This window comes from Acinetobacter sp. GFQ9D191M (genome assembly GCF_011174875.1).
Taxonomy (GTDB): domain Bacteria; phylum Pseudomonadota; class Gammaproteobacteria; order Pseudomonadales; family Moraxellaceae; genus Acinetobacter.
This window is the reverse complement of record NZ_JAALGV010000002.1, coordinates 64465-78376: the sequence shown is the minus strand read 5'-3', so window position 1 is coordinate 78376 and position 13912 is coordinate 64465. Positions and strand designations below refer to the sequence as shown.

General features: G+C 43.4%; 13 protein-coding genes and 2 tRNA genes. 5 read left to right on the top strand and 10 right to left on the bottom strand.

The features are described from left to right. Positions 1-2: 2 nt before the first annotated feature. The gene (locus G5T77_RS00775; protein ID WP_166137774.1) at positions 3-443 is read left to right on the top strand and encodes a GNAT family N-acetyltransferase; all 441 of its coding nucleotides are present in this window, start codon (positions 3-5) and stop codon (positions 441-443) included. Between the two features lie 39 nt (positions 444-482). Here G5T77_RS00775 and epmA read toward each other — a convergent pair whose 3' ends face one another. The 3 genes from epmA to G5T77_RS00760 all read right to left on the bottom strand — a co-directional run bounded on the left by epmA (position 483) and on the right by G5T77_RS00760 (position 3962). Beyond that, positions 483-1463, bottom strand: coding sequence for an EF-P lysine aminoacylase EpmA (gene epmA, locus G5T77_RS00770; protein ID WP_166137777.1), 981 nt, complete (start codon positions 1461-1463; stop codon positions 483-485). Continuing rightward, positions 1460-2527 carry a 4-phosphoerythronate dehydrogenase gene (locus G5T77_RS00765; RefSeq protein ID WP_166137780.1) on the bottom strand — a complete coding sequence of 356 codons (1068 nt, stop codon included), beginning with the start codon at positions 2525-2527 and terminating at the stop codon, positions 1460-1462. The genes epmA and G5T77_RS00765 overlap by 4 nt, the downstream gene beginning before the upstream one ends. A gap of 211 nt (positions 2528-2738) precedes the next feature. Continuing rightward, positions 2739-3962, bottom strand: a complete 1224-nt coding sequence (locus G5T77_RS00760) for an acyl-CoA dehydrogenase (RefSeq protein ID WP_166137783.1) — start codon at positions 3960-3962, stop codon at positions 2739-2741. 261 nt (positions 3963-4223) lie between these two features. Here G5T77_RS00760 and G5T77_RS00755 point away from each other — a divergent pair, with 261 nt between their 5' ends. Beyond that, on the top strand, positions 4224-5177 hold the full coding sequence (locus G5T77_RS00755; protein ID WP_166137786.1) for a LysR substrate-binding domain-containing protein: 954 nt from the start codon (positions 4224-4226) through the stop codon (positions 5175-5177). A 55-nt stretch (positions 5178-5232) separates the two neighbouring features. Here the strand turns inward: G5T77_RS00755 and G5T77_RS00750 are convergent. The 3 genes from G5T77_RS00750 to greB form a co-directional block, all read right to left on the bottom strand. Continuing rightward, positions 5233-5323, bottom strand: a tRNA-Ser gene (locus tag G5T77_RS00750). Positions 5324-5585: 262 nt separating this feature from the next. Then, a tRNA-Ser gene (locus tag G5T77_RS00745) sits at positions 5586-5676 on the bottom strand. Between the two features lie 88 nt (positions 5677-5764). Further along, complete coding sequence (gene greB / locus G5T77_RS00740; protein ID WP_159123487.1) at positions 5765-6259, bottom strand: transcription elongation factor GreB; 495 nt, start codon at positions 6257-6259, stop codon at positions 5765-5767. A 364-nt stretch (positions 6260-6623) separates the two neighbouring features. Between greB and G5T77_RS00735 the strand changes: the two genes are divergently transcribed. Continuing rightward, on the top strand, positions 6624-7739 hold the full coding sequence (locus tag G5T77_RS00735) for a transglycosylase SLT domain-containing protein (RefSeq protein ID WP_166137789.1): 1116 nt from the start codon (positions 6624-6626) through the stop codon (positions 7737-7739). Positions 7740-7832: 93 nt separating this feature from the next. On the opposite strand, the gene G5T77_RS00730 is transcribed toward G5T77_RS00735, so the two are convergent. Then, positions 7833-8219: an SCP2 sterol-binding domain-containing protein gene (locus G5T77_RS00730; RefSeq protein WP_004784757.1), complete on the bottom strand. Its 387-nt coding sequence runs from the start codon at positions 8217-8219 to the stop codon at positions 7833-7835. A gap of 218 nt (positions 8220-8437) precedes the next feature. Then, positions 8438-9364, bottom strand: coding sequence for a tRNA 2-thiocytidine(32) synthetase TtcA (gene ttcA / locus G5T77_RS00725; RefSeq protein ID WP_005236792.1), 927 nt, complete (start codon positions 9362-9364; stop codon positions 8438-8440). Between the two features lie 552 nt (positions 9365-9916). Here ttcA and G5T77_RS00720 point away from each other — a divergent pair. Beyond that, positions 9917-10738, top strand: a complete 822-nt coding sequence (locus tag G5T77_RS00720) for a lytic transglycosylase domain-containing protein (protein ID WP_166137864.1) — start codon at positions 9917-9919, stop codon at positions 10736-10738. A 178-nt stretch (positions 10739-10916) separates the two neighbouring features. Next, complete coding sequence (gene htpX / locus G5T77_RS00715) at positions 10917-11822, top strand: protease HtpX (protein WP_166137792.1); 906 nt, start codon at positions 10917-10919, stop codon at positions 11820-11822. 74 nt (positions 11823-11896) lie between these two features. Here the strand turns inward: htpX and G5T77_RS00710 are convergent, their stop codons facing one another. Both G5T77_RS00710 and mgtE read right to left on the bottom strand, forming a co-directional pair. Next, positions 11897-12478: a DUF4112 domain-containing protein gene (locus G5T77_RS00710; protein WP_005236796.1), complete on the bottom strand. Its 582-nt coding sequence runs from the start codon at positions 12476-12478 to the stop codon at positions 11897-11899. A gap of 75 nt (positions 12479-12553) precedes the next feature. Further along, a complete protein-coding gene (gene mgtE, locus G5T77_RS00705; protein ID WP_166137795.1) occupies positions 12554-13888 on the bottom strand; it encodes a magnesium transporter in 1335 nt (444 codons plus the stop codon). Positions 13889-13912: the final 24 nt, after the last annotated feature.

Below are 13912 nucleotides of genomic sequence, written 5' to 3'. Positions count from 1 at the left end.
TAATGACTTATCTCATCCGTCAACTGGATCTTGAAAAAGACCTGCATGACGTTCATCAATTCACGATTCAGCTTGGCTATCCCTCTACGCTGGAAAAGATCAAACAGCGTTGGGAGCATCTCCATCAAAACAGTCATTATCAGACACTGATTATAGAACAGGATTCACATGTGATCGGCTATGCCGGTTTTATTCAGGAATACACCTGGGAATTTGACGGTGGATATTTAAGGATTCAGGTTTTTGTAATTGATCAGGCCTATCGTGGAAAAGGTATAGGCAAGCAATTAATGGCTGCTATTGAACAGATTGCAAAAGAGCAAGTCTTCAAGATGATTCAGCTCAACAGCGGAAATCGCGAAGAACGCTATCCTGCGCATGCCTTTTATCAAGGACTGGGATTTGACAGTTACAGTATTGGATTTCGCAAGCATCTGGAATGATCAGCCAGTCATAACCAGCTGATCAATCGTGGGTTTAATTTATGAAATTTCAGCAGGGAAAGTAATCACTTTTTCCAATTTCATCTGATTGGTTGCAATCATCAGCAAGCGATCAAGACCTAGGGCAATACCTGAACATTCCGGCATTTGTGGCAATGCCGCCAGCAAATACTCATCAATCGGCATGACATGCAAGCCAAGCACTGCCCGTTCTGCATTATCTGCTTCAAAGCGGGAACGCAAAACTTCAGCATCAATCAGCTCATCATAAGCATTGGCCAGTTCCAGCCCTTCGATATACAACTCGAAACGGGCCGCAACCAGTTCCCCATCTTCATCGATTCTGGTTTTAGCCAATGATGCCAGTTCCGGTGGAAAATCTGTCAGAAATACAGCCGTATCGAAACCCAGGCTTGGCTCGACCATATGCGAGAATAAAAGGTCGATATACCCTAAACGGTCATCCCCCAAGTCCAGATTGAGACCTACCCTGCGACAGCAATCTTTGAGTTGCTGCAAAGTGGCCTGTAAAGGATTGAGATCCAGGCGATCCATAAAGGCATGTTTATAGCTGAGCACAGTGGGGCGGATTTCTCCAAAACGTGCCTTAAGCGTCACATTTAACAGATCTGTCACTTCAAACATCAGATCTTTCAGACTAAAGGCCGGGCGATACCATTCCAGCATGCTGAATTCACTATTGTGCTTGCGGCCGTGTTCATCATCCCGAAACACCTTACAGATCTGGTAAATCGGTCCACTACCACTCGCCAATAAACGTTTCATGGCAAATTCAGGTGAGGTCTGTAGATAATGTGTGCCGAGCTTACCCATGACATGACGCTGGGCCTGAATCGAAGCCAGGTGCACATCGGTCACACCAGCCTGAGATAAAATCGGTGTTTCTACTTCCAGCACGTCACGTTCAGCAAAAAACTGACGGAGCTGGGCATACATGTTGGCACGTGCTTTAATGGCTTTTAAGTCGCAGGTCGGTTGATAAGATACAATCTGACTCATGCCTTTGGCCCTCCATGAGCGGCCCATTCACGGCGTAAAGGATAAGTCTTGCGTAAATGATCAAATGCTTTCTGATCGACTTTGCCATCTTTTAAACAGGCACGCAGATTGGCATCATCACGGGCGATATCATAGATCTGGGTTAAATGCTGCTGTAGCGCCAGTTTTAAATCCTGATTCTGGAAAAACTGTTCACAGACAGGCAACTGGCTTTCAAACTGCTTATTAATCTCAAAGCCGAAAGTCTGGCAAAATGCGTCGTAAATCATTTGAGTACCGCGTGCCTTACCTTCCAGACTATAACCTGCAATATGCGGCGTCACCAAAGTAATCAGATTCAGCAACTGTTCAGAAATTTCCGGTTCATGCTCAAAGACATCCAGTACAACCTGACGTTGAGTTGCCTGAATATCAGCAATTAGTGCTGCTTCTTCAACGACTGGCCCACGCGCTGAATTAATTAAAATGGCTTCAGGCTTCATTTGTCCAAGTTCAGCAGCATTAATCAAATGATAAGTCGGATGCTGACCCGTTTTGGTTAAAGGCACATGAATAGAAATGGCATCTGCAGTTTTTAGCAGTTGTTCAAATTCAACCTGATGAACCTGATCGCGCTGTACAAAGGGATCATAGGCAATCACATTCCAGCCTAGCAATTTGGCCATTGTTGCTAAACGCGAACCGACATTTCCTAGACCGACAATACCCAAGGTGAAATCTTTATTTGCATTGATCAATGGGGGTTGTAAATATAATAGAGCCGTAATCACATATTCAGCTACCGCCTGCGCATTACAGCCGGGTGCATTGCTCCAGCGGATGTTCTGTTGTTCTAGTGCAGCAATGTCCAGATGATCTGTACCAATGGTGGCACTGCCGACGAATTTAATCTGACTGTCCTGTACGAGTGCTGCATTGACTTTGGTCACGGAACGGACCAATAAAGCCTCGGCATCTTTTACATCGTTCGCAGTGAGAGTTCTTCCTGCACAATGCTGAATATCGCCAAATTCTGCAAAGAAATAATCGGTAAATGCCAGATTTTCATCTGCGACAATTTTCATAATCTGTTCCAACGCCTGAATCTGTCTATCATACCGCGTCAACCGGGATGTGACTATTTTCACTCAAGCTTTAGATGAATTCTTATAAACATAGAGATATAAAAAATGCCGAAGTCAAACATCACTTCGGCAAAGGAGTGTAATTGGAGTAAGAAAATGACGCAGGGTTAGGCGATTGAAAGCCATACCCTGCACGAAAAAGTTTCCTTTTTTAATTGGAGAATGCAGCAATACCTGTTTGCGCACGACCTAGAATCAAGGCGTGTACATCATGTGTACCTTCATAAGTGTTAACCACTTCCAGATTCACCAGATGACGAGCTACACCAAATTCATCAGAGATCCCGTTACCACCCATCATGTCACGCGCTAAACGGGCAATGTCTAAAGCTTTACCACAGTTATTACGCTTGATCAGTGAAGTGCCTTCTACTGAAGCAATGCCTTCATCTTTCATGCGTCCGAAACGTAAAGCCACTTGCAGACCTAATGCAATTTCAGTTTGCATGTCTGACAGTTTTTTCTGGATCAGCTGATTCGCAGCCAATGGACGGCCAAACTGTTTACGGTCCATGGTGTATTGATGCGCTGTATGCCAACAGAATTCAGCTGCACCCATCGCACCCCAGGCAATACCATAACGGGCACTGTTCAGACAGGTAAATGGACCTTTTAGACCACGAATTTCCGGGAACGCGTTTTCTTCTGGAACAAAAACATTGTCCATCACGATTTCACCGGTAATCGAAGCACGCAGACCGACCTTACCGTGAATCGCTGGTGCAGAAAGCCCTTCCCAGCCTTTTTCTAAAATAAAGCCACGAATATCACCCACATTACCTTCAGGAGACACTTCTTTCGCCCAAACCACAAAGACATCTGCAATCGGACTGTTGGTAATCCACATTTTTGCGCCAGTCAGACGGTAACCACCATCGACTTTTTTGGCACGAGTAATCATGCTGCCCGGATCTGAACCATGATCTGGTTCAGTCAGACCGAAACAACCGATATATTCACCGCTCGCCAGTTTTGGCAAATATTTCTGTTTCTGTTCTTCAGAACCAAATTCATTGATGGGCACCATCACCAGAGAACTTTGCACGCTGGCCATAGAACGGTAACCCGAATCTACACGTTCTACTTCACGAGCAATCAGACCATAGCTGACATAGTTTAAACCTGCACCGCCGTATTGCTCAGGAATGGTTGGACCCAGCAGACCGAGTTCACCCATTTCACGGAAAATGGTTGGATCAGTTTTTTCATGGCGGAACTGTTCTAGTACACGTGGCATCAGCTTATCCTGACAGTACGCATGCGCGCTGTCACGGATCATGCGTTCTTCTTCAGTCAGTTGCTGTTCCAGTAAAAATGGATCCTGCCAGTTAAAATAGACTTTGCTGGTTTTTTTCGTATCGACCATTTGATTCATAGTATTCCCTGCCAATCCTTCATCTATCTATTTGATGATGTTGTTTTATCCTTCAGATTGACTCTAGGCATGAATCATGACTTGTTCAAACAATAAATTTGCATGCAGCTATGCACTTTATGCATACCTTATATAAGTCGCTATTTCTAGAAATTTTTTTCATAGCTAATTTGCCTATTTTTTATACCAAAGTCGTATAGTAGTATTAGATTGATATACCATTTATTGATATCTGACCATTTTAAGTTCAAGGATGAACAAGTGCGTAGAAAAATACCTTCCCTGCAAGCGCTGATCTGTTTCGAAACTGCTGCACGTCATGCCAGTTATACCTATGCTGCACAGGAACTGTTTTTAACCCAAAGTGCAGTTTCACGCCAGATCCAGCAACTGGAGGAGTATTTAGGCACGGCTTTATTTACCCGTACGCGGCATGGTGTAGAACTCAATCATGCTGGACAGCAATATTTAAAAAGTATCACTCCGCATCTCAAAGGACTGGAACAGTCAACCCTAGACGTCATTACGCATCAAGGGCGCGGCGGTACTTTAAAACTGGGCGTAGTGCCTACGTTTGCGACTCGCTGGCTATTACCTAAACTCCAGAGCTTTAATCGGCTGTATCCTGAAATTACGATACATCTGGAAACCAGCACCCGCCCTTTTCTGTTTCAGGAACAGATTTTCGATGCTGCTATTTATGCAGGAACACCTCAACAGGTCGAACAATGGCCGGGTACACATAGCCATTTTCTAATGCATGAAGATGTAGTTGCTGTCTGTGCACCTGACCTGATTCAACAGTATTTTCCCAATGCACAGAAGATTAATGATTACAGCTATGACTTAAGTGCTGAACAATTGGTTCAACTTCCTTTATTACAGCAAACCACCCGGCCGAATATCTGGGAAGACTGGTTCAAGTTACATCAGATCCAGCATCCGAATCCTTTGCAGGGGCAACGACATGAACTGTTTTCTATGCTCGCTGTAGTGGCTAGCCATGGCATGGGAATGGCCTTGATTCCACAAATGCTAATTGAAAAAGAATTAAAGCGGCAGGAATTGGTGCTGGTATCCAGCAAGACCTTAGAAAGGAAACGAGGCTATTATCTGGTCCATTCCAGCCAAGAAAGCTCACCGCTGATTGAAAAATTTGTTGCATGGATACAACAGGAAATTCAAGGCAGCCTTCCATCTGAGTCTGAGCTATAAACCCCAATGAATAGACCATAAAAAACCCCGATCAATGATCGGGGTTTTTCGTATCTGGCGGAAGCGGTGAGATTCGAACTCACGGAGGGGTATAAGCCCTCGTCGGTTTTCAAGACCGGTGCATTAAACCGCTCTGCCACGCTTCCATGGCCGCCATCATATAAATATTTCTGTTTCTTGGCAATAAATTTTCGCAAAACTTCTGTAAAAATCAGTTCATTCAGTCAAAAATCAGACGAAAATTTTAGAGTAGATAAAATTTTATACACAGAATCTTGGTACTGATATTTTTATTTTAAGGATGAAATTTAATCCCTATATTTACATCATTTTGAACAATGGAAATTTAAAATCATTTTAATGAGTTAAAAATAAAAACCCCGATCAATGATCGGGGTTTTTCGTATCTGGCGGAAGCGGTGAGATTCGAACTCACGGAGGGGTATAAGCCCTCGTCGGTTTTCAAGACCGGTGCATTAAACCGCTCTGCCACGCTTCCATGGCCGCCATCATATAAATAAAAATTGCGCTTGGCAAATATTTTTCCAATTTCTCTGCATCAACTGCGCAAAATAAAATCAATTTCATTAATCTTCTGAATTTTCTGGCTTTTCATAGCGAATTGAATTGATAAACCAGAGTTTCTTGCCGGATGGTGTCATCACCTCAGCTTCATCATCCACTGACTTGCCTAACAGGGCACGTGCCATGGGTGAATCAATCGAAATATGCTGCGGATGATGATCATAAATTTCATCGACGCCCACAATCCGAAGGCTCTTTTGCTCACCCTGTTCATTTTCAATTTCGACCCAGGCACCAAAATAAACTTTGCCTTCCTGTTCAGGAGAAAAATCAACAATTCGCAGCTCTTCCAGACGCTTGCCCAGATAACGAACCCGACGATCAATTTTACGTAAAAGCTGTTTGTTATACTGGTAATCTGCGTTTTCCGAACGGTCGCCGAGACTGGCTGCCCAGTTCACTTTTTTGGTAATTTCAGGACGTTCCTCATGCCAGAGATTTTTAAGTTCTGCCACCAATTTGTCGTGTCCACCACGGGTAATCAGGTTAGATTTCATGTGTTTTAATTGCCAATTTTGAACCAGTTTTTAGACATTAAGAGCTTATTTTATTTGGAGTTTTAGGACAAGCCAGAATATGCAATTTTTTTCTTCAATAAATTTAACAACTTAAATTACATTTAAAAAATAAATTATGTACAAAATTTGACAATTCATTTTTTGATCTTTAATATGCACCCTACTTTTGGAATCGCTTATTTTTTAATCTATGTAGTTTTTCTACATATTTCCCGATCAATTTAGTCATTTTTGAATGACGTCATGACTGCCCAACCCTTATTGAATTTATCAAACTTTTAAAAGTTTCTGGCTAGTATTGGCTGTGATTTTTAGGGCATAAATTACTTGTAGCGGAGACAACATGCACAGTAGTTCAACCACTGGGTCGAGGCTTTGCCTTAGCTCTTTTATCTCTTCTCTCCCTGTAAAAGCACTGGTACTGAGTACGGCACTTATCCCCTTTCATAGTATCAATGCCACTAAAACCACATTTCAATATGATCATGTGGTCAATAGCAACAAACTCACCGTCGTCACAGTTCAAAGTCCAACGACTGTGTTTCAGGATGGACAACATCAGCATGGCTTTGGTTATGACCTGGTTCGTAACTATGCCAACAGCCTGAATGTTAAGCTGGATTTTAAAACTGTTCCGGATAATGCCACGGCCCTGAAATGGGTAGCCCAAGGCAAAGCCAATCTGGCCATGACCACGACTGATCTGGGTACGATTGAACAAGAGCGCTTAACAGCTTTTTCTGCCACTTGTGGTGATGAGTCTTCACTGGCCAGTAATGGACTGAATGCCAATCTGAATCTGGTATTTAAATCAGCCAGTGATCCCTTGAGTCAAACCGCCAGTGCTTTTGTCTGTCAAGGCAAACAAAGTGGTGTGATCAAGCAGCTTGCATCCTTCTACAATCAGAATGTGGTAGAAGAACATTCTTGGGATGAAATTCAACAGGACCTGAACCAGCGCCTCCCCACATACAAGGCAAGCTTCCAGAAATCTGCTCAGCAGTACGATCTGGACTGGCACCTGCTCGCCGCGATCGGTTACCAGGAATCCTATCTAAAGCCAAACTCCGTATCTCCCACCGGTGTCCGCGGTCTGATGATGCTCACAAGCTCTACCGCAAAAGCGATGGGGGTTAGTAACCGGACAGATCCAGGCGAAAGTATTGATGGGGGTGCCAAATACTATGACCAGATGCTGAGCCGTTATGAACATATCCCTTATCCGGATCGTAACTGGTTTGCTTTAGTTGCCTATAACATGGGCCCAGGTGCTGTGAATCAGCTGCAAAAACGTATTCAGGCCCAAGGCAAGAATCCGAATAACTGGGTAAACCTGTATGCTTATCTGGAACAGAATAAAGCCAGTAATGGTCGTTACCGTCAGGCCCTGCAATACGTGACCCGTATTCGTGCCTATCTGGAACACATCAAGACCACTCCACAGCTGGTGAATATTTAAGCCTGATCATTTCAAATCCAGATATTCAGCTATAAAAAAAAAGCTTACCTCAGGGTAAGCTTTTTTTTACTACAGCTTTTTAGATCAAAACTATTAAGCTGTGGTATTTTCAAGAACTTTCTTGAAGAGGTCTTTTTGAGCTTGGCTTGGCTTCGCTGTTTGTAATGCCATCAATTGAGACATATCGCCTTGCACTTTGATTTTACCTGTCATGAAGGCTTGCATTGCAGCCGCCATATCAAACTCAAGGAAAACTTTACGTAAGGTTTCGCCATCCATGTTCAATGTTGTTTTTGCATTTGGAGACAAACCTTTTTTAATCGCGCCACCTTCCAAAGATAATTCTGTATTACCTGTAGTGTCTGCAACGACCAAATTAATTGCCAGATTCGCCAAAGCAGGTGGCAAATCCAAATCACCAGCTTGTGCAGTGAGCGTGTCTACAGTCGAAAACCAATCATCAGTTAAAAAAGCAGGCATGATCTTTCCTCAATTTATTTATTCATTTGTGTCGACTATCCAGACGACATCAGGTTGAAGCTATTATGCTTGTGACTTGTTATAACATGATCATTATGGCAAAGGCTAACGAATTTTGTACGCACCGTTCAATTTTTGTAGTTCTTATCTTGTGTTATTTTTGATTCAGGCATAGGCCGTAGCCCATGCCTGTATCGGCTTAACTTTATATAGGTCGATTAGTCCGCTGCAAAGCCCAAATTGACCATATTGATGCGGCGGTTCTCACCTTCTACCGCCTCTTCAGTTGAACAGCTGCCTTTGAAATCGAATTCGCGCTGGCTATCCAGAATTTCAAAATCAAATAATTCACGGTCAACTAACTGAGATGGTGAAACATTTTGCAAGGCACCAAAGATGCTGTGCAGACGTTTTGGATGTGCATTGTCCCATTCACGTAACATGTCATTGATAATGGCACGTTGAAGATTTTCCTGAGAGCCACATAAATTACATGGAATAATTGGAAATTGACGCATCTGTGCATATTTGATGATGTCTTTTTCTTCCACATAGGCCAATGGACGAATCAGGATATTCTTTTTGTCAGAAGACAGCAGTTTTGGCGGCATGGCTTTCAGGCTGCCCCCATGGAACAGGTTCAGGAAGAATGTTGCCAAAATATCATCACGGTGATGACCCAGCGCCACTTTAGTCGCCCCAATTTCCTGAGCAAAACCGTACAAAGAACCACGGCGCAGACGTGAACATACTGCACAGTAAGTCTTACCTTCCGGTGTCAGTTTTTTGGTAATGCTGTAGGTATCTTTTTCCAAGATGTAATATGGAATGTTATTTTCTTCTAAATAACGCGGTAATACATCTTCCGGGAAACCGGGCTGTTTCTGGTCCAGGTTAACCGCCACCACATCAAAGTTGATTGGTGCAATGCGTTTAAACTGAAGGAGGATATCAAGCAAGGTATAACTGTCTTTACCACCAGAAATACACACCATGACCTTGTCGCCGTCTTCAATCATCTTGAAGTCGCGAATGGCATGTCCGACCTGGCGGCGAAGCTTCTTCAACAAACGGTAGTAGGCAGAGCTTGTTGGCAGTTCAGGTTTGAAATTAAATCCTTGCTCGGATTCAACTGGCGAGTACATAGACGAGAATAACCCATAAATAGAAATACCGCGCAATTTTAGCTGATTCGGTTCCGTATCGCATCAAAAGAATTTATTTTCATACAAATGCCATATTAGTTTCATTTTCATGTTTTATTTAGATTGATATATTGAACGATTTAGTTCAATTTTTAAGCAAGATGCTTATCTTTTGGACTTTTCCACAGTTGTCCACAAAAGCTGTGGATAACTTTGTGGATTGAAATGGACTTGACAACTTGTTCACCTCAAAATTTAAGGCTTTTCTTTAAATTGATCATTTTTTGATCAATTTATTTTATTATTAAAATCAACAACTTAAAGCTGTCAACCCTAAGGTTTTAAATTAAATAAAAAAAATATTTTAATGTTCAAAATATTGACAGCTGTTCCCGTTTACATACTCGTTTATAAATGCAGCGTATAAGGCTGTGCATTACGTAATTTTTTGTTAAACTCATCCATGAATTTTTCTAGCTTATTATTTATCAAATATAAACAATGAAAATAAAGACGTATTTCTTGGGGTGTCAACTGATCGGTAGCTTGCTTATGCTGGGCTGCAGTCATTTGGTGTATGCCGGTGAAACCATCTATCAGTTGCGTGATAAAAACGGCAGTACCTTATTGACCAATAAGAAGAGCCGTTATAATCATCTTCAGGTCGAAAAGAAGACTTATTATCCGGATAGCAATATTCATAGCTATAGTAACTGGGGCAGCAGCGAGTCGTCAGTTTTGCCTAGCTATAGCAAGAATAAGAACGCTTTTGATTCGATCATTCGTCAGGCCGCCCAGACTTATGGTGTGTCTGAAGGTTTAATTAAAGCAGTCATGCATACTGAATCCGGCTTTAATACCCATGCCCGCTCCCCTGTGGGTGCACAAGGTTTGATGCAGCTGATGCCAGCCACTGCACGTCGCTTTAATGTCAGTAATGCTTATGATCCTCATCAGAATATTATGGCGGGTGCTAAATATCTGGCTTGGTTATTAAAGCGTTTTAATGGCAATACCAGCCTGGCACTGGCGGGCTACAATGCCGGTGAAGGCAATGTCAGCAAATATGGTGGAATCCCGCCTTTCCGGGAGACTCAGGATTATGTACGCCGTGTGACCAGCCGTTATCAAAATCTGTATACTCATGGCCTGAGTGCAAGTACAACCACGTCTAGCACATCATCCAGTGAAGGCCGCATCATTGCCAGTTCAGCGAACTACTCCAATGATAGCAGCAGTACTTCACACATTCAGGCAGCCAAGTATCAGCGTCAGATTATTATGAATTCTGATGGCAGTTATACCGATGCACCGATGGGTTCTTATGCAACGGCGAATGCAACAGCAGCAGCTAAAATTTATTTAAGTGAATAAATAAATCAAAATCATTTGATTCTAAATAGCCTTAGCGAAAATGCAGCAAAAAATAAAGCTGTGTTTTGTGATCCAGGGCCATTTTTTTTCTTGAATTTTTAGTCATTTCACCCCATATTGATTTCAATGATTTTCATTTGCTAATCAGATTATTTTTTTATAATAAGAGGATTTCTCAATGATGCGGATTGGTTTGTTCTTGCTAACCAACCTCGCGGTACTGGTTGTAGCTGGCATTATCCTGTCACTCTTCGGTGTCGGTAGTTACCATGGCGCGGGTGGCTTGAATCTAGGCAACCTGTTGGTGATCTGTTTTGTGTTCGGTATGGTGGGATCACTGATTTCCCTGTTCATGTCTAAATGGATGGCGAAAAAAACAACCGGTACTGAACTGATTGACCCAAATGCCCCTCGTAACCAGGCAGAAGCATGGTTATTACAAGAAGTTGCGCAACTTTCTCAGCGCGCTGGCATTAAAATGCCGGAAGTGGGTATTTTCCCATCTTATCAGTCAAATGCCTTTGCAACAGGCTGGAACAAGAACGATGCGCTCGTGTCTGTGTCCACGGGTCTGCTTGAACGCATGAATAAAGACGAACTTCGTGCGGTACTGGCACACGAGATTGGTCACGTTGCCAATGGCGATATGGTGACACTGGCCTTGATCCAAGGTGTAGTCAACGCATTTGTCATGTTCTTTGCCCGTGTAGTTGGCGACTTTGTAGACCGTACGATCTTCGGTCGTGAAGAAGGTGAGGCACCGGGTATTGGCTATTTTGTGATTACCATTGTGCTGGATATCGTATTTGGTATTATGGCTTCAGCGATCGTGCTGTGGTTCTCACGCTACCGTGAGTATCGTGCTGATGAAGCAGGTGCACGTTTGGCAGGCAAACAGGCGATGATTTCAGCGTTATTACGTTTACAGGCGGAATCAGAAATGCCGGATACTATGCCGAAAGAAATGAAAGCCTTTGCAATTTCTGCTGGTCAGGAACAAGGTTTTAGTCTGGCGGCACTGTTCCAGACTCACCCAACGATTGAACAACGTGTTGCTGCTTTGCAACAACTCGATTGCCCTTAAGCAACGCATTGATTGCTTGATAGAAAAAAGCCTGCATTTGCAGGCTTTTTTATTAAGTTTAGGTTTATAAACCTTCAGGCTTTAAACCATTGAAAGAGCTGCATTGTGCCCCAGCCAATGGCCATAATTAACAGAATCAAAAAGAAAGTTCCTAAGATATCTGGTAGATGAATCCAGATCCAGGCCACCACAGGATTACGCCAGAAAGCAGATTGCTGTTGTCTGCGTTCCAAACTTTCATGCAGAAATGGATGTACCACATGATGATCGGTACGGATCTGGTATTCGTCCCGGATATGCTGATGCACAATATCCAGTGCCTTACGGCTAGGACGAATAAAAATATCAAATATTGTTCCTGCTACAGGAATAAAGCCGACCACAGCATCCATGACGGCCATTTTCAGGACTGGCTTTAATTTTTCACTTGGCACCCCGATCTGACGGGCTTTATAAATCGCATAACTGGTCAATACAAAACCTGCGATATCTCCAGCTACCGGAATGGTACTCAAAGCAGCATCTGCCCCGACGCCCTGCTTGGTAAATGGAATCCGTACCACCGAATCCATCATATTGGCAAACTTGGCCAGATCCCGCTCCAGACGAATGACATCCTGTTGGCTCAATTTATTTTTTTGTCCGGGATCAGGCATAGGTTCTTCCAGAAATGAAGCTGATGTAATTGAGCATAAAGTATTTTTTCTATTTAAGCTGTAATTGCTAGGTATTTAAAACAATAATTGAGAGGCAATAAACAAGTAAATAATCACCCCAGTGGCATCACAAATCGACGTTACCAGCGGTGCTGATGCACTGGCTGGGTCCATTTTCAGCTTGTTGAGAATAAAGGGTAAACTCATGCCAATCAGACAGCCCATCAGCACAATACCTAACATACTTAAAGCAAGTACGATGGCGACCATCCAGTCACCTCGAATATAACCCAAGATTGATACAGCAATGGCCATCGTTCCACCCAGACATAACGCAACCAGGGATTCACGACCCAGCAGGCTAAACCAGTCCTTAAACTGCACATTGCCTGTTGCCAAGGCACGCACCATCAAGGTGGCAGATTGCGAACCAGCATTCCCGCCACTACCCACCAATAATGGCAAGAAAAATACCAGCACAATATGGGTGGAAATAATATCTTCAAAATGGGCAATCCCGATTCCGGAGAGCAGACTGCCAAACACCAGGATGACCAGCCAGAATACCCGTTTTTGATACAATCTGAGAATCGGTGCGGTTTTCAGACTCAGTTCATTCAAAGGCGTCACTGCACCGGATTTTAAAATATCTTCAGTACTTTCTGCCTCTGCAATATCCATGGCATCATCATAGGTAATAATCCCGACCAGCTTCTGGGTCGCGTCGACCACTGGCAAGGCAATAAAATCATAATAGGCCAAGGTACGGGCGACCTGCTCCTGATCCTCATCCACTGTGGCATAGACCACATCTGTGGTCATGACCTCATTAATGGTGGCATCCGGCCGTGCCTGAATAATTTGCCTTAAGGAAATTACGCCGAGCAGATGCTGTTTCTCATCCACGATATAGATCAGATATAAAGTGTCATGATTCCCCGCAATATCACGTAGCGTTTCAATCGCCTCCGTCATGCTCAGTTCGGGAGCAAGCGTGACGAAGTCTGAACTCATTAATGCACCGGCTGTTTCTTCCGGATAAGCATGCAGCTCTCGCAGGGTTTGTAGCGACTGGGTAGATAATTTGCCAAGTAACTGCTGCTGCACTTCACAGGGCATCTGCTTGTATAAATCAATGAAGTCATCGGAATGCATGGCATCCATCAGACTGGCCAGTTGCTCCAGAGGAAATTGATAGGCCAGCTGGATTTGCATGGCCAGCGGCAAGAACTCCAGTACTTCTGCCTGACGTTCCAGCTGCTTGAAATGTTGACAGCGTTCTGCTGGTCCAAGCTCAGACAAAATTCTGGCCTGATCGGCAATATTCAACTTTTGCAGAAGCTGATGAATATTATTTTCCCCTGTCAGCAGAGTCTCATGTAGTTGCTGTATTTTTTCTTGGTACTGCATTTCCCTACCATCATTCCATGCAGG

What these genes read in the sequence shown, in the direction of transcription:
- G5T77_RS00775 (WP_166137774.1), top strand. Translation starts at nt 3, where the DNA reads ATGACTTATCTCATCCGTCAACTGGATCTTGAAAAAGACCTGCATGAC.
- epmA (WP_166137777.1), bottom strand. Translation starts at nt 1,463, where the DNA reads ATGAGTCAGATTGTATCTTATCAACCGACCTGCGACTTAAAAGCCATT.
- G5T77_RS00765 (WP_166137780.1), bottom strand. Translation starts at nt 2,527, where the DNA reads ATGAAAATTGTCGCAGATGAAAATCTGGCATTTACCGATTATTTCTTT.
- G5T77_RS00760 (WP_166137783.1), bottom strand. Translation starts at nt 3,962, where the DNA reads ATGAATCAAATGGTCGATACGAAAAAAACCAGCAAAGTCTATTTTAAC.
- greB (WP_159123487.1), bottom strand. Translation starts at nt 6,259, where the DNA reads ATGAAATCTAACCTGATTACCCGTGGTGGACACGACAAATTGGTGGCA.
- G5T77_RS00735 (WP_166137789.1), top strand. Translation starts at nt 6,624, where the DNA reads ATGCACAGTAGTTCAACCACTGGGTCGAGGCTTTGCCTTAGCTCTTTT.
- G5T77_RS00730 (WP_004784757.1), bottom strand. Translation starts at nt 8,219, where the DNA reads ATGCCTGCTTTTTTAACTGATGATTGGTTTTCGACTGTAGACACGCTC.
- ttcA (WP_005236792.1), bottom strand. Translation starts at nt 9,364, where the DNA reads ATGTACTCGCCAGTTGAATCCGAGCAAGGATTTAATTTCAAACCTGAA.
- G5T77_RS00720 (WP_166137864.1), top strand. Translation starts at nt 9,917, where the DNA reads ATGCTGGGCTGCAGTCATTTGGTGTATGCCGGTGAAACCATCTATCAG.
- htpX (WP_166137792.1), top strand. Translation starts at nt 10,917, where the DNA reads ATGATGCGGATTGGTTTGTTCTTGCTAACCAACCTCGCGGTACTGGTT.
- G5T77_RS00710 (WP_005236796.1), bottom strand. Translation starts at nt 12,478, where the DNA reads ATGCCTGATCCCGGACAAAAAAATAAATTGAGCCAACAGGATGTCATT.
- mgtE (WP_166137795.1), bottom strand. Translation starts at nt 13,888, where the DNA reads ATGCAGTACCAAGAAAAAATACAGCAACTACATGAGACTCTGCTGACA.